This window comes from Aestuariimicrobium sp. p3-SID1156 (assembly GCF_025144225.1).
Classification (GTDB): Bacteria; Actinomycetota; Actinomycetes; order Propionibacteriales; family Propionibacteriaceae; genus Aestuariimicrobium.
Map to the genome: position 1 here is coordinate 22545 of NZ_JALXXB010000014.1, position 23753 is coordinate 46297.

At 67.1% G+C, this 23753-nt stretch carries 22 protein-coding genes; 14 read left to right on the forward strand and 8 right to left on the reverse strand.

Translation table 11 applies throughout. The features are described from left to right. Positions 1-162: 162 nt before the first annotated feature. The 8 genes from groES to M3G03_RS12080 all read left to right on the forward strand — a co-directional run bounded on the left by groES (position 163) and on the right by M3G03_RS12080 (position 8228). Complete coding sequence (groES, locus tag M3G03_RS12045) at positions 163-459, forward strand: co-chaperone GroES (protein WP_259810291.1); 297 nt, start codon at positions 163-165, stop codon at positions 457-459. Positions 460-494: 35 nt separating this feature from the next. Continuing rightward, a complete protein-coding gene (gene groL, locus M3G03_RS12050) occupies positions 495-2078 on the forward strand; it encodes a chaperonin GroEL (RefSeq protein WP_259810293.1) in 1584 nt (527 codons plus the stop codon). Positions 2079-2285: 207 nt separating this feature from the next. Further along, a complete protein-coding gene (locus tag M3G03_RS12055; protein ID WP_259810295.1) occupies positions 2286-4145 on the forward strand; it encodes a metallophosphoesterase in 1860 nt (619 codons plus the stop codon). Between the two features lie 145 nt (positions 4146-4290). Next, a complete protein-coding gene (locus M3G03_RS12060) occupies positions 4291-4902 on the forward strand; it encodes a hypothetical protein (RefSeq protein WP_259810297.1) in 612 nt (203 codons plus the stop codon). 116 nt (positions 4903-5018) lie between these two features. Further along, positions 5019-5204 carry a hypothetical protein gene (locus M3G03_RS12065; RefSeq protein WP_259810298.1) on the forward strand — a complete coding sequence of 62 codons (186 nt, stop codon included), beginning with the start codon at positions 5019-5021 and terminating at the stop codon, positions 5202-5204. 79 nt (positions 5205-5283) lie between these two features. After that, positions 5284-6795 carry an IMP dehydrogenase gene (guaB, locus tag M3G03_RS12070; protein ID WP_259810299.1) on the forward strand — a complete coding sequence of 504 codons (1512 nt, stop codon included), beginning with the start codon at positions 5284-5286 and terminating at the stop codon, positions 6793-6795. Between the two features lie 9 nt (positions 6796-6804). Next, on the forward strand, positions 6805-7905 hold the full coding sequence (locus M3G03_RS12075) for a GuaB3 family IMP dehydrogenase-related protein (RefSeq protein WP_259810301.1): 1101 nt from the start codon (positions 6805-6807) through the stop codon (positions 7903-7905). Beyond that, on the forward strand, positions 7905-8228 hold the full coding sequence (locus M3G03_RS12080) for a chorismate mutase (RefSeq protein WP_259810303.1): 324 nt from the start codon (positions 7905-7907) through the stop codon (positions 8226-8228). The genes M3G03_RS12075 and M3G03_RS12080 overlap by 1 nt, the downstream gene beginning before the upstream one ends. Positions 8229-8235: 7 nt before the next feature. On the opposite strand, the gene cysE is transcribed toward M3G03_RS12080, so the two are convergent. Together cysE and cysK are read right to left on the reverse strand one after the other, a co-directional pair. Continuing rightward, a complete protein-coding gene (cysE, locus tag M3G03_RS12085) occupies positions 8236-8796 on the reverse strand; it encodes a serine O-acetyltransferase (RefSeq protein WP_259810304.1) in 561 nt (186 codons plus the stop codon). A gap of 29 nt (positions 8797-8825) precedes the next feature. Further along, positions 8826-9752, reverse strand: coding sequence for a cysteine synthase A (cysK, locus tag M3G03_RS12090; RefSeq protein WP_259810306.1), 927 nt, complete (start codon positions 9750-9752; stop codon positions 8826-8828). Positions 9753-9907: 155 nt separating this feature from the next. Here cysK and guaA point away from each other — a divergent pair, with 155 nt between their 5' ends. Then, positions 9908-11491 (forward strand): glutamine-hydrolyzing GMP synthase, encoded by a 1584-nt coding sequence (gene guaA / locus M3G03_RS12095; RefSeq protein WP_259810308.1) that lies wholly within the window; start codon positions 9908-9910, stop codon positions 11489-11491. 60 nt (positions 11492-11551) lie between these two features. Here the strand turns inward: guaA and M3G03_RS12100 are convergent, their stop codons facing one another. Genes M3G03_RS12100 through M3G03_RS12110 form a run of 3 tightly spaced genes read right to left on the reverse strand, consistent with a single transcriptional unit; the run spans position 11552 to position 13454 of the window. Then, positions 11552-11914, reverse strand: coding sequence for a PspC domain-containing protein (locus M3G03_RS12100; protein ID WP_259810310.1), 363 nt, complete (start codon positions 11912-11914; stop codon positions 11552-11554). A 44-nt stretch (positions 11915-11958) separates the two neighbouring features. Then, complete coding sequence (locus M3G03_RS12105; protein WP_259810311.1) at positions 11959-12153, reverse strand: hypothetical protein; 195 nt, start codon at positions 12151-12153, stop codon at positions 11959-11961. Next, the gene (locus M3G03_RS12110) at positions 12150-13454 is read right to left on the reverse strand and encodes a PspC domain-containing protein (protein WP_259810312.1); all 1305 of its coding nucleotides are present in this window, start codon (positions 13452-13454) and stop codon (positions 12150-12152) included. Before M3G03_RS12110 ends, M3G03_RS12105 begins: the two co-directional genes overlap by 4 nt. Positions 13455-13579: 125 nt before the next feature. Between M3G03_RS12110 and M3G03_RS12115 the strand changes: the two genes are divergently transcribed. Both M3G03_RS12115 and M3G03_RS12120 read left to right on the forward strand, forming a co-directional pair. Next, the gene (locus tag M3G03_RS12115; RefSeq protein ID WP_259810313.1) at positions 13580-14962 is read left to right on the forward strand and encodes a PspC domain-containing protein; all 1383 of its coding nucleotides are present in this window, start codon (positions 13580-13582) and stop codon (positions 14960-14962) included. Beyond that, positions 14959-15666: a response regulator transcription factor gene (locus M3G03_RS12120; protein ID WP_259810314.1), complete on the forward strand. Its 708-nt coding sequence runs from the start codon at positions 14959-14961 to the stop codon at positions 15664-15666. The genes M3G03_RS12115 and M3G03_RS12120 overlap by 4 nt, the downstream gene beginning before the upstream one ends. Before the next feature lie 104 nt (positions 15667-15770). Here the strand turns inward: M3G03_RS12120 and M3G03_RS12125 are convergent, their stop codons facing one another. Together M3G03_RS12125 and M3G03_RS12130 are read right to left on the reverse strand one after the other, a co-directional pair. Continuing rightward, on the reverse strand, positions 15771-16040 hold the full coding sequence (locus tag M3G03_RS12125) for a GlsB/YeaQ/YmgE family stress response membrane protein (RefSeq protein ID WP_259810315.1): 270 nt from the start codon (positions 16038-16040) through the stop codon (positions 15771-15773). A gap of 181 nt (positions 16041-16221) precedes the next feature. Next, entirely contained in the window at positions 16222-17478 is a 1257-nt protein-coding gene (locus M3G03_RS12130; RefSeq protein WP_259810316.1) for a phosphatidylserine/phosphatidylglycerophosphate/cardiolipin synthase family protein, read from the reverse strand. A gap of 79 nt (positions 17479-17557) precedes the next feature. On the opposite strand from M3G03_RS12130, the gene pcrA reads away from it, so the two are divergent. Further along, positions 17558-20056, forward strand: coding sequence for a DNA helicase PcrA (pcrA, locus tag M3G03_RS12135; protein WP_259810317.1), 2499 nt, complete (start codon positions 17558-17560; stop codon positions 20054-20056). Between the two features lie 104 nt (positions 20057-20160). Here pcrA and M3G03_RS12140 read toward each other — a convergent pair whose 3' ends face one another. Beyond that, on the reverse strand, positions 20161-21339 hold the full coding sequence (locus M3G03_RS12140) for a M23 family metallopeptidase (RefSeq protein ID WP_259810318.1): 1179 nt from the start codon (positions 21337-21339) through the stop codon (positions 20161-20163). A gap of 258 nt (positions 21340-21597) precedes the next feature. Here M3G03_RS12140 and sucC point away from each other — a divergent pair, with 258 nt between their 5' ends. Next, positions 21598-22815 carry an ADP-forming succinate--CoA ligase subunit beta gene (gene sucC, locus M3G03_RS12145; protein WP_259810321.1) on the forward strand — a complete coding sequence of 406 codons (1218 nt, stop codon included), beginning with the start codon at positions 21598-21600 and terminating at the stop codon, positions 22813-22815. Position 22816: 1 nt separating this feature from the next. Continuing rightward, complete coding sequence (sucD, locus tag M3G03_RS12150; protein WP_259810323.1) at positions 22817-23707, forward strand: succinate--CoA ligase subunit alpha; 891 nt, start codon at positions 22817-22819, stop codon at positions 23705-23707. Positions 23708-23753: the final 46 nt, after the last annotated feature.

The window sequence follows — 23753 nt, forward strand, 5'->3', positions numbered from 1 at the left end:
AAGGAGTGCCAAAGCAGGTATAGCGTGATCTTGGCACTCGCCCCCGGTGAGTGCCAACCCCGACCGGGGCGGCACCCGCGACGACGTCCCGCCGGATCACCTCGACATTACTTTCCTGCCCTGGCCCATGCGGCAGGGCGGACACACAGAAAGGTGTTTGACGTGGCAGCCACGATCAAGCCTCTCGAGGACCGCGTCCTCGTCCAGCCCCTCGACGCCGAGCAGCAGACCTCGTCGGGTCTCTACATCCCCGACACTGCCAAGGAGAAGCCCCAGGAGGGCAAGGTCATCGCCACCGGTCCTGGTCGCATCGACGACAAGGGCCAGCGCGTCCCTCTGGACGTTGCCGAGGGCGACACCGTCATCTTCTCCAAGTACGGCGGCACCGAGGTCAAGTACGACGGCGCCGAGTACCTGTTGCTCAGTGCCCGCGACATCCTCGCCGTCGTCACCAAGTGACGACCCCCGACTCTTTCAAGGACTGGTAACAGACAATGGCCAAGACTCTTCAGTTTGACGAGGAGGCACGTCGCTCGCTCGAGCGCGGTGTCGACACCCTCGCCAACACCGTGAAGGTGACCCTCGGCCCCAAGGGCCGCTACGTCGTGCTGGACAAGAAGTTCGGCGCCCCCACCATCACCAACGATGGCGTGACCGTGGCCCGCGAGGTCGAGCTCGAGGACCCCTACGAGAACCTGGGCGCCCAGCTCGCCAAGGAGGTCGCCACCAAGACCAACGACGTCGCAGGTGACGGCACCACCACCGCCACCGTGCTCGCCCAGGCACTGGTCCACGAGGGACTGCGTACCGTGGCAGCCGGGGCCAACCCGGTCGGCCTCAAGCGGGGCATCGACCAGGCCGTTCAGGTCATCACCGATGAACTGCACTCGATGGCCAAGCCTGTCGAGACCACCGAGGACATGTCGGCCGTGGCGACCATCAGCTCGCGTGACGAGCAGATCGGCTCGCTGATCGCCGAGGCGTTCGACAAGGTGGGCAAGGACGGCGTCATCACCGTCGACGAGTCCAACACCTTCGGCACCGAGCTCGAGTTCACCGAGGGCATGCAGTTCGACAAGGGCTACCTGTCGCCCTACTTCGTCACCGACTCCGACCGGATGGAGGCCGTCCTCGACGATCCCTACATCCTGATCAACTCGGGCAAGATTTCCTCGATGAACGACCTGCTCCCGCTGCTGGAGAAGGTCATCGGCGCCAACGGCACCCTGTTTGTCGTGGCCGAGGACGTGGACGGCGAGGCCCTCTCGACCCTGGTCGTCAACAAGATCCGCGGCACCTTCACCTCGGTCGCCGTCAAGGCCCCGGCCTTCGGTGACCGTCGCAAGGCCATGCTCGAGGACATCGCCATCCTGACCGGTGGACAGGTCGTTGCTCCCGAGGTCGGCCTCAAGCTCGACCAGGTCGGTCTCGAGGTTCTCGGACGCGCCCGGCGCGTCGTCGTCACCAAGGACACCACCACCATCGTTGATGGCGCTGGTGAGGGTGCCGAGGTCGAGGCTCGCGTCGCGCAGCTGCGTGCCGAGGCCGATCGCACCGACTCCGACTGGGATCGCGAGAAGCTCCAGGAGCGCATCGCGAAGCTGGCCGGTGGCGTCTGCGTGATCAAGGTCGGCGCCGCCACCGAGGTGGAGCTGAAGGAGAAGAAGCACCGCATCGAGGACGCCGTGTCCGCGACCCGCGCTGCCATCGAGGAGGGCATCGTCGCCGGTGGCGGCTCGGCCCTCGTCCACGCCGCCAAGAAGCTCGAGGACGAACTCGGTCTCGAGGGCGACGAGAAGGCCGGCGTCCAGATCGTGGCCAAGGCCGTTCGCGAGCCGCTGCGCTGGATCGCGGAGAACGGCGGCGAGCCCGGCTACGTCATCGTGGCCAAGGTCGCCGAGCTGGAGCCCGGCTCCGGCTACAACGGCAAGACCGGCGAGTACCAGAACCTCATCGAGGCCGGCGTCATCGACCCGGTCAAGGTGACCCGTTCGGCTCTGGCCAACGCCGCCTCGATCGCCTCCCTGCTGCTCACCACCGAGACCCTCGTGGTGGACAAGAAGGAGGACGAGGAGTGATCCTCTCTTGCTGAGCACCTGGGACGCCCCGAGCTTCGGCTCGGGGCGTTTCCGGTTCCCGGCGAGGTCCGCCCCGGGGTGTGGGGGCGGTGGGTTCATGACAAGTGCCCACGCAGTACATGCTCCGTTCGTTGTCTGTTCACGTGGATGTGGGCCTCTCGGTGTTGGTTGAGCGGTGATACGAAATAGCCATTCCAAGGAGCACGCATGTCCATCAATCGCCGCCAGTTCAGTTTTGCCGCGATCGGCGCCGCCGCCGTCGCATCCCTTCCCCTGGCTGCCTTCGCTGCCACCGGTGACCAGACCTCAACCAGCCCTGACCTCACGCTGCTAACCGACCCCTTCCTGCAGGACCCGCGCAAGCACAGCGTCAACGTCGTCTGGTTCACCGAGATCAGGGGTGGCGAGCACGTCGTCCTCGTGGGTGAGGGCGTCGACCAGCTCACTGCTGAGCAAGTTGCCACCTTGGGCCGCGGCCGCAAACCGCGCGCCGGAGTCACCGTCTTCCGCGCGAGTGACCGAGCCCTGTCCCGCACGGCCGAGGACGCCGGGTCCTTCCTGACGGTCAAGCCCACCCCGGAGCAGGGCATCGTGCCCCGGCCCGTCCGCCGCCACGAGGCAGTGGTCAACGGCCTGAAGGCGGGGGAGCGCGTCACCTATCGCGTGGCCTCGGTCAAGAACGGCGAGGCGGTCCTGTCTGCCACCTACACCCTGACCCCGGCACTTCCGGCCGGTGAGGGTGCCCGCATCATGCTCACCAGTGATCACCAGGCCATGCAGAACACCCCGACGAATATTGAGGTTGCTGCCGCCACCATGGGTGAGCTCGACGCCGTCATCTTTGCCGGCGATCTGGTCAACATTCCCGACCGCGCCTCGGAGTGGTTCGATGACGCCCGCGGCAGTGCCTTCTTCCCGGTGCTGCAGGGCGCTGCTGCCCGCGTGGACCGTGGCGGACACCTGGGTGTGGGTGCTGCCATCATCCAGAACGTGCCGATCTACCCCGCCATCGGCAACCACGAGGTTCAGGGACGCCGCGACGGCATGACTTCGCTGAATGCCTCCTTCGGAGCGCCAGTTCCCCGCGAGGTCGCCGAAAAGGAATGGAAGAACCGCGACCAGCGAGCCGAACGTCGTAGCAAGCCCCAGTGGGTCGAGGACAACAGCTTCTCCACCACCACCTACGAAGAGATCTTCACCCTGCCCGAGTCAGGCCCCGGTAAGGGGCGCTACTACGCCACCACCATTGGCAATGTCCGCCTGATCACGCTGTACTCCACCCGTATCTGGCGCTATGTCGACAACAACGCCGATCCCGCCGCCCGCACCGCCAACAGCCGCTACCAAGAGGCCGCCGCCCACCTGGATGACCCCTTGTCGCAGGGATACGGCGAGTTCGTCTTCGAAGACCTCTCGATCGGCTCCGCGCAGTACGAATGGCTCAAGCGTGAGCTGCGCTCCAAGGAACGCCGTGACGCCGCCTACACCATCGTGCAGTTGCACGAGGGCCCCCACGGCCTGGGCGACAACATGACCCCGCCCTTCGCCCATCCCGAGCGCATTGAGGAGAAGGATGAGCGAGGCAATCTCGTCGGCGTCCGCTACGAGTACAGCCAGGGGCGCAACTTCCTGGCCAACGACCTGGCCCCGCTCCTGGAATCTGCCGGCGTCCAACTGGTCTACAACGGCCACTCGCACCTGTGGAACCGCTTCGCTGCCGACAACGGCATCACGCACTACCTCGAGGCGTCCAACACCGGTAACACCTACAACGCGTTCACCGAACTGTCCGGGCGTGAGCGGCACGTTCCGGCAGCCCCTTGGCTCGGCGAGAACTACCCCGCGCAGGAGGACCCCGCAGGCCTGGAACCGGTTGTCCCCAATCGCAACCCGCTGACCGATGCCGCAGGTACTCCGCTGCCCTACGTCGCCAGCAACTTCCACGTGGTCTTCCAGATGTTCGATTCCCACACGGGAGAACTCACCTCCTGGATCCATCCCGTCAACTCCCCCGGCCAGGCACCCGTTGTCCTGGACGTGCTGAAGTTGAAGCCGACCCGACACTGAGTCTCTTCGAATGCGCGGCCCCGAGCCCCGGTTCGGGGCCGCTGCTGCGCAGCTGGTCCATTTCGCCGAAGGCTGATCCGTCGAACAAGGCCCACGAGAGGGCTGCACCCTAGAATTGGTTGACGCCGACCCCGGGGGAGGACCCATGAAGAAGCCCTACGCGCTGCTGCTCGCGTTCGTCATGCTGATGGCCGGGGTGACCAGTACCGCCGTCTGGTTTCGCAGCCGCCAGTCGCGGCCCGCCCCCACCGCGGTGGAGACCTCCACGACCATGAATGAGGTGGTCCAGTCCATCAAGCGCGAGGAGAAGGTCGTCCTGCTCAGCCTCGGCGTCCAGGGCATCACTGAGCGCAGTGTCACGCGCAAGGTCTGGGGCAAGGAGGTCCCGGGAACCCGGCGCACCATGTTCATCCAGCACAACTACCGGGCCCTGCTCGGCGTCGATGGCAAGGGAGTCACCCTCACCCAGACCGGGCCGAAGACTGTGCGCGTGGACATCCCCGAGTTTTTGTTCATCGGCTACAACGACGTGAGCTTCAAGACTGCGGTCGAGAAGAACGGCGTGCTGAGCTGGGGCACCCCCGAGATCGACACGACCAACCTGATCACAGAGATCCTCAACGCCCAGGCCAAGCAGCAGCATGTCCGCGACAACCGCGAGCCGTTGGAGGAGCAGGCCCGAGCCTTCTATGGCGGCATCATCAAGGGCGTTGACCCCAGCATCACCCCCACCTTCCGCTTCGTCACCAAGTCCTGACCTCGCGCCCTGGAGCAACCGGGCCACACCACTGGTCCGGTTGGCGACACCGTGTCGACAAGTTGTGCCCGGGGCGTTCAGGTTGGACCCGGAATGAATTCCTGATCGCGCTGGTGATGGCCCCCTCGGGGAGCAGGCGCACCGCCCCGCTGGGCCTGGCCAATTTCCAGGGCCAGTACACCGCCGAGAACGCGCTGCTGGCTTCAGGAGCCATCATCGTGGCGCTCCCGGTCGTCGCGGTCTTCTTGTTCCTGCAGCGTCATTTCATCCGCGGCATGCTCGAGGGCGCTTCCAAGGCCTGACCAGTCGCGAACCGGCCCTCTGGCGCACCGGTAGACTCGCTGGGGTAGCGGGCGTGCTGCATGGGACGTGAGGTGGAGAGTGAGCGAATCAGTGACCGGAACCGGACCCTTCGACTTCCTGGGACTGACCTATGACGACGTGCTGCTGCTTCCGGGGGAGACCGACGTCATTCCCTCCGAGGTGGACACCACCGCGCAACTGACCCGCGAGCTCAGCATCCGCATCCCGCTGCTCTCGGCGGCGATGGACACCGTCACCGAGTCACGAATGGCGATCGCCATGGCCCGCCAGGGTGGCATGGGCATCCTGCACCGCAACCTCTCAGCCGAGGACCAGGCCTACCAGGTTGACCTGGTGAAGCGGACCCAGACCGGGCGCATCACCAACCCCGTCACCATCGGGCCCGACGCCACCCTCGAAGAGCTGGACACCCTCTGCGGCCAGTACCGCATCTCCGGCCTGCCGGTGGTCGACGAACAGAACCACCTCCTCGGCATCTGCACCAACCGTGACCTGCGCTTCACCCCGGTGGAGGAATGGGCCACCACCCTGGTCCGCGACGTGATGACCTCCTCGCCGCTGTTCACCGCCCCCAGCGACATCAGCCGTGAGGACGCCACCGAGCTGCTGCGCCGCAACAAGCGTGAGCGCCTGCCGCTGGTGGACGCCGACAACAAGCTCACCGGCCTGATCACCGTCAAGGACTTCGTGAAGTCCGAGCAGTTCCCCAACGCCTCCAAGGATGCCCAGGGACGTCTCATGGTCGGAGCCGCCGTCGGCTACTTCGGCGACTCCTGGGATCGCGCCATGCGCCTCATCGAGGCCGGGGTGGACGTCCTGGTCGTCGACACCGCCCACGGCCACGCCAAGCTGCTGCTCGACATGATCCGTCGCCTGAAGGCCGACCCGGCCGCTGCCGGGGTGCAGATCATCGGCGGCAACGTTGCCACCCGCGCCGGTGCCGCAGCCCTCGTCGAGGCCGGGGCGGACGCCGTCAAGGTCGGCGTGGGCCCGGGCTCCATCTGCACCACCCGCGTGGTCGCCGGCGTGGGCGTGCCGCAGGTGACTGCCGTGTACGAAGCGGCCCAGGCCTGCAAGCAGGCTGGCGTCCCGGTGATCGCCGATGGTGGCCTGCAGTACTCCGGCGACATCGCCAAGGCGCTGGTCGCGGGTGCGTCCACCGTGATGGTCGGCTCACTGCTGGCCGGCTGCGAGGAGAGCCCCGGCGAGACCGTGTTCATCGCCGGCAAGCAGTTCAAGCAGTACCGCGGGATGGGCTCGCTGGGTGCGATGAGTAGCCGCGGCAAGAAGTCCTACTCCAAGGACCGCTACTTCCAGGCCGACGTCACCAGCGACGACCAGCTCATCCCCGAGGGCATCGAGGGCAATGTGCTCTACCGCGGTCCGGTCGGCCAGGTCGTCCACCAGCTCGTCGGCGGCCTGCACCAGTCGATGTTCTACGTCGGCGCCCGCACCCTGCCCGAGCTGCAGGACAAGGGCCGCTTCGTCCGCATCACCTCCGCCGGGCTCAAGGAGTCCCACCCGCACGACGTCGCCAACATTGCTGACGCCCCGAACTACCAGCGCTGAGAGGCCACCATGTACGACATCGGACGCTCCAAGCGTGCCGCGCGCGCATTTTCCCTGGACGACATCGCCATCGTGCCCAGCCGCCGAACCCGCGGTCCGGAGCAGGTCGACCTGAGCTGGAAGATCGACGCCGTCCAGCTCGACTTCCCGCTGGTCGCCGCCCCGATGGACTCGATCATGTCTCCCGAGACCGCTATCCAGATGGGACGTCTGGGCGGTCTGGGCGTGCTGAACCTGGAAGGCCTGTGGACTCGCTACGAGGACCCCAAGCCCATCCTGGAAGAGCTCGCGGACTGCTCGGAGCCGGACTCGAATGCCAGACTCCAGCAGGTCTACTCCGAGCCGATCAAGCCGGAGCTGATCCGGGCGCGCATGGACCAGATCCGTGAGGCGGGTGTTCCGGTGGCGGGCTCGCTGTCGCCTCAGAACACCCAGGAGTTCGCCGAGCATGTCGTGGCCAGCCAGCCCGACTTCTTCGTGATCCGCGGCACCACCGTCTCGGCCGAGCACGTCTCGGACACGGCTGAGCCGCTGAACCTCAAGCAGTTCATCCACCAGATCGACACCCCCGTCATCGTCGGTGGTTGCGCCAACTACCTCACCGCGCTGCACCTGATGCGCACCGGGGCTGCCGGCGTCCTGGTCGGTTTCGGAGGCGCTGCCGCCAACGCCAGCCTCAACGTGCTGGGCATCGAGGTGCCGATGGCCACCGCGATCGCCGACGTCGCCGAGGCGCGTCGTGACTACATGGACGAGTCCGGTGGCCGCTACGTTCAGGTCATCGCCGACGGTTCCATTGGGCGCTCGGGTGACATTTCCCGCGCGATTGCCTGCGGTGCCGACGCCGTCATGGTGGGGACGCCGCTGGCCCGTGCCACCGAGGCCCCCGGTCGTGGGTGGCACTGGGGTGCCGAGGCCTGGCATGAGTCCCTTCCTCGTGGTGCGCGGGTGCGATTCCAGCCGGTCGGATCACTGGAGGAGATCATCATCGGCCCCTCGCGCACCAGCGATGGCACCATGAACCTGGTCGGCGCCCTGCGCCGGGCAATGGCCACCACGGGCTACACCGACGTGAAGAGCTTCCAGCGCATCGAGATCGTGGTGCACTGATGACCGAGCAGGAGAAGGCAGCAGCCGACCCGGCCGTCCTGGAACGGCTGATGCAGCTGCGCGGCAGCATCGACAACCTCGACGCCGCGCTGGTGCACCTGCTCGCCGAGCGCTTCAAGGTCACCCGCACCGTGGGGGAACTCAAGGCGAAGGGCGGGCTGCCGCCAGCCGACCCGGAGCGTGAGCAGCGCCAGATCGAACGACTCCGGGCCCTGGCGGCAGATGCCAACCTGGACCCGGAGTTCGCCGAGAAGTTTCTGACCTTCATCGTCACCGAGGTAGTCCGCCACCACGAGCAGATCGCTCGCGAGCAGCAGGTCTGAGACTCGCTCAGGCGACGACCGGCCCGTCCTTCTCCACGCCTACCACTCCGACGACGACCTTGCCGGGTTCGAGGTCCTTCACGACCAGGGCGTTGGCGCCGATCTTGCAGTCATCACCGATGGTGATGTCGCCGATGATCTTCGCTCCCGCGCCCAGCAGGACGCGATTGCCAATGGTGGGGTGGCGTTTCTCCCTGCCGAGTGAACGCCCACCGAGAGTCACCTGGTGGTACATCAGCACGTCATCGCCGACGATCGCGGTTTCGCCAATCACGACACCGCTTCCGTGGTCGATGAAGAAGCGACGCCCGATGGTGGCACCCGGGTGGATCTCCACCTGCGTCAGGGCCCTCACCAGCTGGCTGAGGGCCCTGCCCAGGGGCTTGGTGAGCAGGGAGTAGTTCCACAGGTGGTTGGCGATGCGGTAGCCCCACACGGCGTGGACGCCGGAGTAGAGCAGCGCCACCTCAAGGCGGGCCCGTGCAGCCGGATCATTGGCCATGGCCGCATCGAGATCCTCGCTGATGAGGTGGAACACCTCACGCAACTCGCGTGTGAACCTGCTCATCGGGCCCCCTTCGCCACCCCTCGCGGGGCTCAGTCCTGCAGGTGAGAGTAGAGCACGCTGGAGAGGTAGCGCTCCCCGAAGCTGGGGATGACCACCACGATGGTCTTGCCCTGGTTCTCCTCACGGGCTGCCAGGTCGGTGGCCGCCTTGAGGGCAGCACCGGACGAGATGCCGACCAGCAGTCCCTCGTCGGTGGCGGCGGCGCGGGCCGTGTTGATGGCGTCCTCACTGCTGACCGGGATGACCTCGTCGATGACCTCACGGTCCAGGATGCTGGGCACGAAGTTGGCGCCGATTCCCTGGATCTTGTGGGGGCCGGGCTTACCGCCGGACAGGATCGCAGACTCGGCGGGCTCCACGGCGACGACCTTGACCTCGGGGTTCTGCTCCTTGAGGTAGCGTCCCGCACCCGACACGGTGCCGCCGGTACCCACACCGGCAACGAGGATGTCGACCTTGCCCTCGGTATCAGCCCAGATCTCGGGGCCGGTGGTGTCGTAATGGATCTTGCGGTTCGCCTCGTTGTCGAACTGGCGTACCAGGACCGCGCCCTCCTCGGAACCGATCTCCTCAGCCTTGGCGACAGCGCCCTTCATGCCCTCTGCACCCGGGGTCAGCACCAGCTCGGCGCCAAAGGCGCGCAGCAGGGCGCGACGCTCCTTGGACATGGTGTCGGGCATGGCAAGCTTCACCTTGTAGCCACGAGCAGCACCCACCATGGCCAGCGCGATCCCGGTATTTCCGCTGGTCGCCTCGACGATGGTGCCCCCGGGCTGGAGCTGCCCACTGGCTTCGGCGGCATCGACCATGGCGACGCCGATGCGGTCCTTGACGGAATTGGCCGGGTTGTAGAACTCCAGCTTGGCAACGACATTCGCATTCTGGCCGGCCAGTCGGTTCACGCGCACCAGCGGGGTGCGTCCAACGAGATCTGTGACGTCCTTGAAGATGGTCATACTCGAGCCAACATCGCGTAGCTGGGCTTTGTTCCCGGTGCTCACATAGTGGACACGCGGGATGAGCGGGATGCCCCTCACACCGCCCGGCGGGCCTCCTCGGGGCTGGCAGGGGTGAAGGTGCCCCGTTCTGGTGAACTCACTAGGATGCGAACATGCCCGACACCCCCCAGGTCCCCACCGGTGGCGAGGCGCTGCACGCGCCGGTCATCGTCATCGACTTCGGTGCCCAGTATGCACAGCTGATCTGTCGCCGCGTGCGCGAGGCCAACCTGTACTCCGAGATCATGCCGCACACTGCGCCGGTGGAGAAGATCCTGGCCCGCAACCCCGCCGCCATCATCCTCTCCGGTGGCCCACAGTCGGTCTACGCCGACGGAGCGCCCCAGATCGACCCCGCGCTCTTCGATGCCGGCATCCCGGTCTTCGGCATCTGCTATGGCTTCCAGGCCATGACCCAGGCTCTGGGCGGCGTGGTCGCCAAGACCGGTCTGAGCGAGTTCGGACGGACCCCGGTGTCGGTCGACGAGCCCGGGTGCCTGTTGGCCTCGATGTCATCGACCGGCAATGTCTGGATGAGCCATGGGGACGCAGTGTCGAAGGCGCCCCATGGCTTCACCGTCCTGGCCCACTCCGCCGGCGCACCCGTCGCGGCCTTCGAGGATCCGGAGCGGCGCTTCGCCGGCGTCCAGTGGCACCCGGAGGTGCTGCACTCCGAGCACGGACAGGAGGTCCTGACCTCTTTCCTGCACGGACTGGCAGGTCTGGAGCCGAACTGGGACTCCGCCAGCATCGTCGAGGAGCAGGTCGCCCTGATCCGTGGGGCAGTCGGCGACAAGCGAGTGCTCTGCGCCCTCTCCGGAGGCGTGGATTCGGCCGTTGCCGCCGCACTGGTGCAGCGCGCGGTCGGGGACCAGCTCACCTGCGTCTTCGTGGACCACGGGCTGCTCCGGCAGGGGGAGGCCGAGCAGGTCAAGACCGACTTCGTCGCCGCGACCGGGGTGGACCTGGTCGTCGCCGATGAGCGCGAGCGCTTCCTCACCGCCCTGGCCGGCGTCACCGACCCGGAGGCCAAGCGCAAGGCAATCGGCCGAGAGTTCATCCGCACCTTCGAGGCCACCGCCCGCGAACTCAACAACGACCGCGACATCGACTTCCTGGTCCAGGGCACCCTCTACCCCGACGTCGTGGAGTCCGGAGGCGGCGAGGGCGCGGCCAACATCAAGAGCCACCACAATGTGGGCGGTCTGCCCGACGACCTGCAGTTCACCCTCATCGAGCCGCTGCGGACCCTCTTCAAGGACGAGGTGCGTGCCGTCGGCCTGGAGTTGGGCCTGCCCGAGCACATGATCTGGCGCCAGCCCTTCCCGGGCCCCGGTCTGGGAATCCGCATCATCGGTGAGGTCACTGCCGAGCGCCTCGAGACCCTGCGCGCCGCGGACGCCATCGCCCGCGAGGAGCTCACCCTGGCCGGGCTTGACCGCGAGATCTGGCAGTGCCCGGTGGTCTTGCTGGCTGACGTCCGCTCGGTGGGTGTGCAGGGTGATGGACGCACCTACGGTCACCCGATCGTGCTGCGTCCGGTCAGCTCGGAGGACGCCATGACCGCCGACTGGTCCCGACTTCCCTATGACGTGTTGGAGAAGATCTCCACCCGCATCACCAATGAGGTGCGCGAGGTGAATCGCGTGGTCCTGGACGTGACCTCCAAGCCGCCGGGCACCATCGAGTGGGAGTGACAGAAGGCAGATGCCCCCGACATCCTCGGGGGCATCTGCCTTTCTGGGGGTGGGTGGGGATCAGTCCCTGTAGAGGTTGAAGGGGTCCGGGTCAGCAGCCTGGGGACGTGGGGTCTGCGGCGCCGGCCCGGGAGCGGCACTCGACTGGCCGGCGTCCCTGGTGGCCTTCTGGGAGTCGTAGAACTTGCGGCTCTCCTTCATTACCTCACTGAAGGCGGTCTTGTCGGCGCCCTCTGCCGGGACCACGGCCCACAGGACCAGGTAGATGAGGGCGACGGTGCCACTGGTGAGGACGGCACCCAGGGCGACGGCCGCGCGAATCAGGTTGAGGTCCCAGCCGGTGCGGCGGGCCAGGGCCGAGCAGATTCCGGCGACCGCCTTGTTCTGGGTGTCGCGGACGAAGCTCTCGTTGCTGGGGGGCATGGTGTTTCCTCCGTAGGGGGTAGGGGTCTGGAGGGGGTCGTGGGTCATGGTTTCTCCTGGGGAAATGTCCGGTGGAGCACCAGGCCGAGAGCGCCCAGTGCGATGAGCACAGCAGGAGCGAGCAGGCCGACGGTCTGCCAGCTGATGGGGGAGCCGGTGGCGTCCGCGATGCCCAGGCCGGCCATGGTCGCGAAGAGCAGTCCCCAGATCAGGGACGCGATGTCGAGGTGGCGTCTCACTGCAGCGTCACCTCCGCGGCGGTCACGGTGACCTGCAGGGTGAGTACCGGTTCGCCCGGGCGCCTGAGGGACCGGTAGGTGCCAGACTCCGCGGTCGTCTCCCCACTGGGGGTGACCAGACTGCCCGCATGCAGGGTGTATTCCACGATGGCGTTGTCCGGCAGCGGGATGCGGACCTCGCTGGCAGTGACGTTCACGCGGATGGTGCGGTCGGAGTCGAGGGGGAGGCCACCCAGGTCCAGGGTGGTCTGGCGCATCGTGATGGTGAGGTCATCGGGGATCGGCCGGCTGGCCGAGTACACCTGGGTGCCCGAGGGCCCCTCGGGAGACAGGTTCGGGAACACGATCGAGCCGCCCATGAGCAGGGCCAGGACCAGGCCGATGGGCACTGCCAGGCGCGGTCGGCGCCAGAACGCTCCCACCACGAGGCACCCCGCCACCACGGCCAGCAGGACACCTGCCTGGAGGGTGAGCGAGTTCGGTGCCCAGATCGTGGTGAGGATCGTCGCTGTGGTCAGCATCAGGATCATGACACCGGTCGCCGCCCAGCTCGGTCCGTCCCTGCGGGCAGCAGGCCTCGGGGCAGGGGCGCTCGCCGAGCCCGGGAGGCTGGTGTGGCTCGGCTGGAAGGGAACAGTGGAGGGGGCCGCCGACGAGTGGTACACGGGGGCGGGGCGCCCAACGGTCGGGGGTGCCGGTGTCGGTGCGGGGTTGGTGTGCTCGTACACTTCGTGCAGGCGTGCCTGCCAGGCCCGCGAGGCCGCGTCAAGTTCCGTCGTGCCCGTCCAGTGTCGGTCCAGTCGTCGTGATCGCTGGCGACGTTGCCAGCGTCGTGAGTACAACCACACCACTGCGAGCACGATCGCCGGCAGTGGTCCGTGGGGGGAGACCGATCCAAAGACCGGGATCCCGGCGATGCAGAGCCCCACGGTGACCCACCAGATCAGGCTGGAGTTCCAGCTCCTGGTTCCCGGCATCCAGCGGTATGCCAGGCGTTCACCATCGGCGGTGGGCATGAACAGGGCAAGCATGGTGTAGAGGGCCAGGCCGACCCCCATCGAGAGGGCAAGCAGCGCGAAGGCCACCCTCACCAGCAGCGGGTCCACCTGGAAGCGACGGGCGATGCCCTCACAGACACCGGCCAGTGGGCCCCGCGGGTCGCGAACGATCGTGAAAAGCCCATCAGGGGCACCCTCACGGGGTGGATCCTGCAAGGGGTGGGCGAGCATCGGTGGAGTCGACGACGTGGGGCCGGTCGCCTGTGTGGACCAGCCCGGCAGATCGCGACGCGGGGAGCTCATGGCTCCATCCTTGCTGTTTTCTGCGCGCAGGGACATGGGGGTCGACCCTGAGATGGGCCTGACTTGAGATTGTGGGGCTTGGCCCCCCGGCCTGGCCGTGTGACGCTTGGGGGACCATGGATGTCGTGCGCGAGAACAGTGTGTCCCCGGCCGAGGGGCCCCCCGGGGGTGCCCCGGCAGAGCCGATGCACGCCGCCGCGCCTCCGGTGGACCCGACCTCGGCTGCGGTGCCGAACGAGAATGGCGTACCGGCACCCACGCAGCCTCCGGCCGCCGTTCGTCGGGCCCATCGGGACACCGAAGGAGCCTGGCTCGCCGGGGTCGCGCGAGGCATCGCCAACCACCTGGGCTGGCCGATCAATGCCGTGCGCACCGGCTTCGTGATGCTGACCTTCGTCAACTTCATCGGCGCGGTCGTCTACGGGTTGCTGTGGGTCCTGATGCCGGTACGGCCCAAGGGGTCCGAGGCGCCCGGGCTCGAGGCCGCTGCCCGCACGAACATGCGCCCACCTCTGCCCGAGAGCAAGCGGGACGCGGGGATGGCCACCGCCCTGGCAGTTCTGGGCGTGGGGATCGTCTGGTTCACCCAGGTTGCCGGTCTGGGCATTCCGCTCAACTGGTTCTGGCCCCTTGCGTTCGGCGCTGTGGGTCTGGCCCTGATCTGGCGCCAGGCCGACGCCGACCCGAAGCCGGCCAAGGGAACCAATCGGTGGTTGGCCCCTCTGGTGAACACCCACGGGTGGTCCGGCATCACACGAATCGTGGTCGGCGCAGGCATGGTCGTGATGGCGGCCTCCTCGGTGGTGGCCGGCCAGGTTGGCCTGTCGGAACTCCCGCCCCTGCTGCTGCTCAGCGGTGTGATCGTGGGCGGCGTGGGCATCATGGCTGCCCCTTGGATCCATCGCTGGCGCCAGGAGATGGACCAGGCCCGCGAGGACAAGATCCTGGCCGATGCCCGAGCCGACATGGCCGCCCACCTGCACGACTCAGTGCTGCAGACATTGGCCCTGATCCAGCGGCAGGCCGGTGACCCACGCGCGGTGTCCAATCTCGCCCGGCGCCAGGAACGGGAGCTGCGGACCTGGCTCTACGGTGACGCCGGTGGACATGCTGGTGGATCGGAGGAGACCCACCTGGCTGCAGCCCTCACGCGCGCAGCCCAGGAGGTCGAGGACGAGCGGGGGATCCCGATCGAGGTGGTCTGTGTCGGGGACGCCGAGCTGGATCCGGACCTCTGCGCGCTGGTCAGTGCCGCACGAGAAGCCATGGTCAATGCTGCCAAGCATTCAGGCGCCGATAGGATCGACGTGTACGGCGAGGTGGAGGACGGCCACGTGGAAGTGTTCGTCCGTGACCGTGGGCGTGGTTTCCTCATCGAGGATGTCGAGGAGGACCGCCAGGGTGTGCGCGGTTCGATCCTGGCCAGAATGGAACGCCACGGTGGACGGGCTCGCGTCCGCTCCGCCCCCGGCGAGGGAACCGACATCAAACTGGAGATGGACCTGTGAGTGAGAACCCGACGCCCGGGGCAACCCCCGACTGGCCAGTGCGCGTGGTGCTGGTCGATGACCACGCCATGTTCCGTGCCGGTGTCCGACATGAACTGGCCCGCTTCGCCGACCGCATTGAGGTGGTGGGGGAGGGCGAGGACGTGGAGACGTCCGTGCGCGCCATCCGACAGGCCCACCCCGCGGTGGTTCTGCTCGATGTACACCTGCCCGGTGGGGGTGGGGCCGAGGTGATCCGGCAGTGCGAACGACTCGCCGTCGAGGCCGGTGAGGACCCGGCGACCCGCAGCAGGTTCCTGGCCCTGTCGGTCTCGGATGCCGCCGAGGACGTCATCGGCGTGATCCGAGCCGGAGCTCGAGGTTACGTGACCAAGTCCATCGGCTCCGAGGAGCTGGTCGAGGCCGTGGGACGCGTGTCGACCGGCGATGCGGTCTTTTCCCCGCGTCTGGCCGGCTTCGTGCTCGACGCCTTCTCCGGCGCGATCGACGTGGCCAGTATCGACGAGGACCTGGACCGCCTCTCGCCCCGGGAACGCGAGGTGATGAAGCTCATTGCCCGAGGCTACGCCTACAAGGAGGTTGCGCGTGAGTTGTACATCAGCATCAAGACCGTGGAGACGCATGTGTCCAGCGTCCTGCGGAAGCTGCAGTTGTCGAATCGTCACCAGCTGACCAAATGGGCCACAGACCGCAAGCTGGTCTGAGCCTCGACCCACCTGCCTCGAGCACTCCTGGGCATGAAAAAGGGGCTGGCCGAAGCCAGCCCCCTGCGGGCACGGTGCCCGGGTCGATGTGCGACGCGTCAGGATCAGACGCGCGAGGTGCGGGAGCGGATGAAGCCCCAGATCAGCAGGACGATCAGCGAGCCGCCAATGGCGGAGATCCAGGTGCTGAGGTTGAAGAAGCCCTTGTTGAGGTCAACGTCGAAGAGAACGGATCCAAGGAAACCGCCGACCATTGCGCCGACGATGCCCAGGATGATGGTGGCCAGCCAGCCGCCGCCCTGCTCACCCGGGAGGATGGCCTTGGCGATGGCTCCGGCAATGAGCCCCAGAAGAATCCAAGCAAGAATACCCATGTCTCCAGAATCGCAGCCTTGGCTCCCGAATGTGCAGATTCAGCGCATCCCATGCGGAGTGAGCGCCCAAAAGGGTGGGCTCTCTCAGGAAGGGTGCCGACGCCCCGACGCGGTCGGGGTCACCCATCCCAGCCTTCCGGATCCGCCGGCTGTAAACCCCGCTGACCAGCCCAGATGATGGTCAGAACAGAGGTCGCCAAGGAGTCAGGAGGATCTCGGTGAACTTCGCCACGGGGGATCGGCTGCGCCACCTCGTGAGATCCAGCTCTAAACAATTTCTCAGGTCCGTGGCGAACACTTCCTCCATCTTCGCAGCCATCTCGGGGCTGGTGAACTCGGCATTGACCTCGTAGTTGCCGGCCAGGGAGAGCCTGTCCAGGTTCGCGGTGCCGACGGTGGACCAGGCTCCATCGATGGTCGCGGTCTTGGAGTGCACCATCGCGCCCTGGTAGAGGAAGAGCCGCACGCCCTTGGTGAGCATCTCCTCGTAGAAGCCGCGGCTCAACCAGTCAGCGACGACGTGGTTGGACTGTGCCGGCACGATGATCCGGACGTCCACGCCCCGCTTGGCGGCCTGGAAGAGCGCCTGGATGAGGTCGTCGTCAGGGATCAGGTAGGCCTGGGTGAGGTAGATGTGGTGGGTGGCGCGATCGATGGCCTCCAGGTACATAGCCCGGATCGGGTACATGCGCCAGCGCGGCATGTTCCTGTGCACTGTGATCGCGGACTCCCAGCCCTGACGCTGGGGCGGCGCGAGTTCGGGCAGGTCATGGCTGCGCACGAGCAGACCCATCGGGCGCATGTTCCAGTAGTCCACGAACGCGTTCTCCAGTTCGGCCGCGGCCGGCCCCTGGACGCGGGCATGGGTGTCGCGCCAACGATCGGCGTAGGTGTCACCGATGTTGTAGCCGCCGATGTAGGAGTCATGGCCATCCACGATGAGCAGCTTGCGGTGGTCACGCCCGGTATTGCGAATACTGGGCCACAGCGAGGCGACCAGCGGGTGCCGACGGACATGGATGCTGTCGGGGAAGGTGAAGAAGGACTGGTCCACGACCAGGTTGGCGAACACGTCGTGGACCACGTACACCTCCACCCCGCGATCGGCCGCGGCCTCCAGGGCGTCCTTGAACTGGTGGCCGACCTCGTCGTCCTTCCAGATGAAGGTCTCGAAGCAGATCCGCTCTCGAGCGGCATCGATGGAGGCCAGCATGTCGGCGTAGAGGTCGCGGCCGAAGGTGTACACGGTGACAAGATCGTCCCCGACCCGGATGGGCGCTGGCGGGGTCACGGGGAAGGCGGAGAGCTTGCGGTTCTGACGTCGGACCACGTCGTTGACGGTCAGTCCGATCATGACGGCCACCTGGCTTCCCACCAGGGCTGTGGCCACCAGCTGCACGCTCCGGCGCACTTTCGCCATGAACTCCCGAATCCGCATGAGCGAACACTACCCACTCCGTGGTGGCCCGACCAGCGTGGGCGGGCAGCCGCACCGTGGCGACTAGGCTTGAGGGGCCATGACCAGCGAACCTGACCTGTTCTCCTTCTTCGCCCCCGACCCGCCCCAGCGCCCGGTCAGGAAGAGCACCGACGACGGCAACGCCTCGCGCCCGATGGAGGGGCAGGTACGCCTGGCAGACCCCGGTGAGCTCCTGGAAGGGCTGAACCCGCCTCAGCGCGAGGCGGTCCTCCATGCGGGGTCCCCGGTCCTGGTGGTCGCAGGCGCAGGCTCGGGCAAGACCAGGGTGCTTACCCGACGCATCGCCTGGCTGGTGAGCCAGCGCGACGTGCACCCCGGCTCCATCCTGGCGATCACCTTCACCAACAAGGCCGCCGCCGAGATGCGTTCGCGCGTGTCGGAGGTGGTCGGCAACCGCGCCAGGTTGATGTGGGTCTCCACCTTCCACTCCGCCTGTGTGCGCATCCTCCGGGCCGACGTCGATCGGCTCGGCATGCGCAAGACCTTCTCGATCTACGACGACACCGACGCCAAGCGCCTGATGGGCCTGGTGCTCAAGGAGATGAACGTCGATCCCAAGAAGTACCCGGTGCGGGCGGTGATGAACTGGGTCTCCGACCGCAAGAACGAGTGCATCGACCACGAGCGGGCCAAGGCCGAGGCGGCCAATGGCAACGAGCAGGTCTACGCCACCGCCTATGAGACCTACCAGCAGCGCCTGACCGCGGCCAATGCGATGGACTTCGACGACCTGATCATGCTGACCGTCACCCTCTTCCAGGCTTTCCCCGACCTGCGTGAGCAGTACCGGCGCCGCTTCCGCCATGTGCTGGTCGACGAGTACCAGGACACGAATGTCGCCCAGTACATGCTCATCCAGATGCTCTGTGGGGAATGGTCGGCTGATTCGGGGCTTGTCGAGGGCACCCCGGTCGTCGAAGCCCCCGAGCTGATGGTGGTGGGCGATTCCGACCAGTCGATCTACGCCTTCCGGGGCGCCACGATCCGCAACATCCTCGACTTCGAGTCGGACTTCCCGGGAGCCCGCACCATCCTGCTCGAGCAGAACTATCGCTCGACACAGAACATCCTGAGCGCCGCGAATGCGGTGATCCAGCGCAACTCCGGGCGTCCCGAGAAGAAGCTGTGGACCGAGGCCGGCGACGGTGACCTGATCACGGGCTACGTCGCCGACACCGAGCACGACGAGGCGCAGTTCGTCGTCGAGGAGATCGACCGGCTGGCGGACGCAGGCTCCCACACGTACTCCGATGTGGCCGTCTTCTACCGCACCAATGCCCAATCGCGTGCCTTCGAGGACGTCTTCATCCGCACCGGACTGCCCTACAAGGTCGTCGGTGGGTTGCGCTTCTACGAGCGCAAGGAGATCCGCGACGCGATCGCGTACCTGAGGGCGATCGCGAACCCCGCCGATGACGTGTCGGTGCGGCGCATCCTCAACGTCCCCAAGCGGGGGATCGGGGACCGCGCCGAGGCAGTGATCGAGATGCTCGCCGCCCAGCACGGCATTCCTTTCTACGAGGCATTGCAGCGCGCCTCGGAGGCACCGGGGCTGGCGACCCGGTCCCGGAACCAGATTGAGGCCTTCGTGGCAGTGATGGAGCGTCACCGCGAGATGGTGGTGGCCGACTTCAGCGCCGACGAGGTCCTGACCTCGATCCTTCGCGAGTCGGGTTACCTGGCCGAGCTGGAGAGCTCCAGCGATCCGCAGGACGAGACCCGGGTGGAGAACCTGGTCGAGTTCACCTCGATCGCGAGCGAGTTCGTGGCGCAGGCCTCCACGCTGGACATCACTGAGGACGACACCCCGGCCGATGGTCTCGACCTCGCCGCCGGGAGCCCGGAGGCGGACCCCTCGCTGAGCGCCTTCCTGGAGCGAATTGCCCTGGTGGCCGATGCCGACCAGATCCCCGATGCCGAGGGGCAGGGGGTGGTGACGTTGATGACCCTGCACACTGCCAAGGGCCTGGAATTCGACACCGTCTTCCTGACCGGTTTCGAGGAGGGTATCTTCCCCCACCAGCGGGCTCTGGCCGACCCTGCGGAACTGGCTGAGGAGCGCCGTCTGGCCTATGTCGGCCTGACGCGTGCCCGCAAGCGGCTCTACCTCTCCCGTGCTGCCGTGCGGTCTGCCTATGGGACGCCCAGCTACAATCCGGCCAGCCGCTTCCTCGACGAGATCCCGGCCCACCTGCTCGACTGGCGCCGACTGGGCTCCAGCATCACCAGCTGGGCGGCCTCCTCGGCGACCCGCAACTGGCAGAGCCGCCAGAGCCTGGGACGCGAGGAGTTCGGCTCCGGCGGGGGATCTGCCTTCGGGGCCGGGAATGGTCGGATGCCAACCCTGCCGGCGGCTCGGGCGACGAAGCCGATCCCCGCACTGGCCCCCGGTGATCGCGTGATGCACACCACCTTCGGGCTGGGAACCGTGGTCTCGGCCAGTGGGGCGGGGCAGGACGCCAAGGCCGATGTCGACTTCGGATCGGCGGGGGTGAAGCGCTTCATGCTGAAGCACGCGCCGATCGAGAAGCTCTGAGGGCTGGTCAGGCCCCGGAAGACCGCAACGCCCCGCAACCATGCGGTGCGGGGCGTTGTGGGGAGTTCAGCGGGGGCCAGTTCTGGGGCCTGAAGGGAGAAGGATCAGGCGTTCAGCCCCAGGCTGCGCAGCCAAGCCATCGGGTCGGAGGCCGAGTACACGTCGCCGGGGGTGGTGCCGGCCGGGTAGTACTCGAAGTGCAGGTGGGCGCCGAAGGAGCGTCCCTCATTGCCGACGTAGCCGATGAGCTGGCCGGCCTTGACGGCCTGTCCGGCGCTCACGACACGGGCACTTAGGTGGGCGTACAGAGTGGAGCCGCCGCCGGAGTGGTGGATGGTCACGTAGTAGGCGCCGGCCCAGCCGGCAGCGGACATGTCTCCACCGACGATGCCGGAGGAGGCGGCGTAGACGGGGGTGCCGGTGGGCGCCGGGAAGTCCTGGCCGGTGTGGTAGCGGGCCCAGGAGCCCGTCTTGCCGAAGTAGGCGCCGGTGGAGTACGTGCCGGGGCGCAGCGGCAGCGCAGAGCCGCCCTTGGCGATGGACTGGAGGTCCTGAGTGTTGAGCTTGGTGCCTGCGCCGCCGTCAGCAGGAGCGGGCTCTGACTCCGCAGCAGGAGCCTGGGCTCCCTGGGAGGACGCCTGCTTGGACCGTGCCTGCGCAGCGGCGCGACGCTTGGCCTCTTCCTGGAGCTTCTTCAGGGCCTCGGCGGCCTTGCGCTTCTCCTCCTTGATGCGGGCAGCCTCGGCCTTGACCTTGGCAACGTCCTTCGCCATCAGGCGCTCGCGTTCGGCGGCCTCAGCCTTGGCCTGGGCGGACGCGACGGACATATTGGTCTGCTGCAGGCTCTGGCTGCGCTGGGCGCTCTTGGTGTGCGCGAGCTGGGAGTTGAGCGCGGAACGCACTCCATTGCGGTTCGGGGTGGTGCCACGCTGGCCGAACTGCTGTAGGCCGCCCTGGTCCTGGCCAGCGGAGTGGTCGGAGCCCTGTGCGGCCGCCGCCTTCTGGTTGGCGTCCAGGCTGATGTCCTCAGGAGCGGCCTGGGAGGTGTCCGGGGTGTCCTTGTCGGTCACGAGGGACGTCTTGGCCTGTTCGGTGGAGCTGGCAGCTGCGGCCACGGCGACGCCGCCGGCCCCCAGGATGCCCAGGGAGCTCACCACGAAGGCCACCAGGGCGGGGCGGACGACGCTTCGCGACTCGCTGGCGCTCTCAAAATCTGTCACCGAGGAGGCCGACCTCGTGCGAAAGGTTCGACGCAGTGCAAGTCGTGCAGTGGTCTCGTCCACGGTGCTCCTCGATGGCTGGCTGTTCTCTCAGGAACCCTTCAGGTTCCAAGCAACGGACTAAACCTTAGCAATTCTCAGGAAGGATTCAAACTTCAGGTCGAGATCTGTGCACAGCGATCGCACAACCGGTCATCATGCCTGGTCAGGGTCCATCCCACAGACGGTCCGAGGGCCATGTGCGCAAGGTCACCTGGGTGGGCTCCGATGTTGCTACCGTGGTGCAGGTTTCAGACCTCAACAACACGAATGGACATCAGGGTGGATCTCTACGAGTACCAGGCCCGTGACCTGTTCGAACGGCGGGGGGTGCCGGTCCTGCGGGGCCTGGTTGCCCGTACACCGGAGGAGGCGGCCGCAGCAATGGAGCAGCTGGGCACCCCGGTGGTAGTCGTCAAGGCACAGGTGAAGACGGGCGGACGCGGCAAGGCGGGCGGCGTGAAGCTGGCGCGCAACCCCCAGGAAGCAGCAGATCGAGCACGGGAGATCCTCGGGCTCGACATCAAGGGACACGTCGTCGAGCAGGTGATGGTCGCCGAGGGCGCCGACATCGCCGAGGAGTACTACTTCTCCCTGCTGCTCGACCGCGCCAGCCGCACCTACCTGGCGATGTGCTCGGTCGAGGGCGGCATGGACATCGAGACGCTCGCCGAGGAGCGTCCAGAAGCCCTGGCCCGTATCCCCGTCGATCCGCGGACTGGCATCGACTGGGCCAAGGCCGACGAGATTGTGGCTGCTGCCGGGTTCGCCGAGGAGGACCGCCGTCGGGTCGCCCGCGTGCTGGGCACCCTGGGACGGGTCTTCATCGACGAGGACGCAACCCTGGTCGAGGTGAACCCCCTGGTGAAGACGAAGCAGGGCGACATCCTCGCCCTCGACGGCAAGGTCACCCTCGACGACAATGCCCGCTTCCGCCACCCCGAACACGCCGCCTTCGAGGACGCCTCCAGCGCCGATCCGCTGGAGGCCCGCGCCCAGGAGAAGGGCCTCAACTACGTCAAGCTCGACGGTTCGGTGGGAGTCATCGGCAATGGCGCCGGTCTGGTGATGAGCACCCTGGACGTGGTCGCCAAGGCCGGTGAGGACCTGCCAGGAACGCCCAGGCCGGCCAATTTCCTCGACATCGGCGGCGGTGCCTCCGCCCAGGTGATGGCCAACGGTCTGGAGATCATCCTCTCCGACCCGCAGGTGGAGTCGGTCTTCGTGAATGTCTTCGGTGGCATCACCGCCTGCAACGAGGTGGCCAATGGCATCGTCGCCGCCATGAAAATGCTCGGCGAGCGTGCCACCAAGCCGTTGGTCGTTCGTCTGGACGGGAACGCGGTGGAGATCGGCCGCCAGATCCTGCATGAGTTCGACCACCCGCTGGTCACCGTGGTCGACACCATGGATCATGCTGCACGCAGGGCCGCCGAACTGGCCAGCGCCGCCTCCTCGTCCGAAGACCCGCAGAACCAGACCGAGCAGAAGGGGGCCTGAGATGGCGATCCTGCTTGACTCCAAGTCCAAGATCCTCGTCCAGGGCATGACCGGCTCCGAGGGGCGCAAGCACACCCAGCGCATGATCATGTCCGGCTCGCGCATCGTGGGCGGCGTCACCCCCGGCAAGGGTGGCCAGTCGGTCCTCTTCGAGGAGGACCCGGTGCCGGTGTTCAACACCGTCGCGGAGGGTCGGGAGGCCACCGGGGCGAACGTGTCGGTGATCTTCGTCCCGGCCGCCCACACCCGCCAGGCCGTCCTGGAGGCGCTCCGTGCAGAGATCGAGCTGATCGTCTGCATCACCGAGGGCATCCCGGTCGGTGACACCGCCGAGTTCTTCGCCGAGGTGTCCGAGTCCGGGTCGCGCCTGATCGGGCCCAACTGTCCCGGGCTGATCTCCCCGGGGAAGTCCAATGCGGGCATCATCCCGGCCAACATCACCGGCCCCGGACGCATCGGCCTGGTCTCCAAGTCGGGCACGCTGACCTACCAAATGATGTACGAGCTGCGTGACTTCGGCTTCTCGACCGCGGTCGGCATCGGCGGTGACCCGATCGTGGGAACCAGCCACATCGACTGTCTGGAGCTCTTCCAGAACGATCCCGAGACCGACGCCATCGTCATGATCGGTGAGATCGGGGGGGACGCCGAGGAGCGGGCGGCCGAATACATCGCGCACCACGTCACCAAGCCGGTGGTCGGCTATGTGGCCGGGTTCACCGCGCCAGAGGGCAAGACCATGGGGCACGCAGGCGCCATCGTCTCGGGTTCGGCCGGAACTGCGCAGGCGAAGAAGGAGGCGCTGGAGGCTGCCGGCGTCCTGGTTGGACGTTCTCCCAGCGAGACCGCCGCGCTGATGCGGGAGATCATGCAGGGACTGCAGGCGTCCTGACCCCAGCAGACATGGAGCGGGGGGGGGCCCGGGGGGGGGGGGGGGG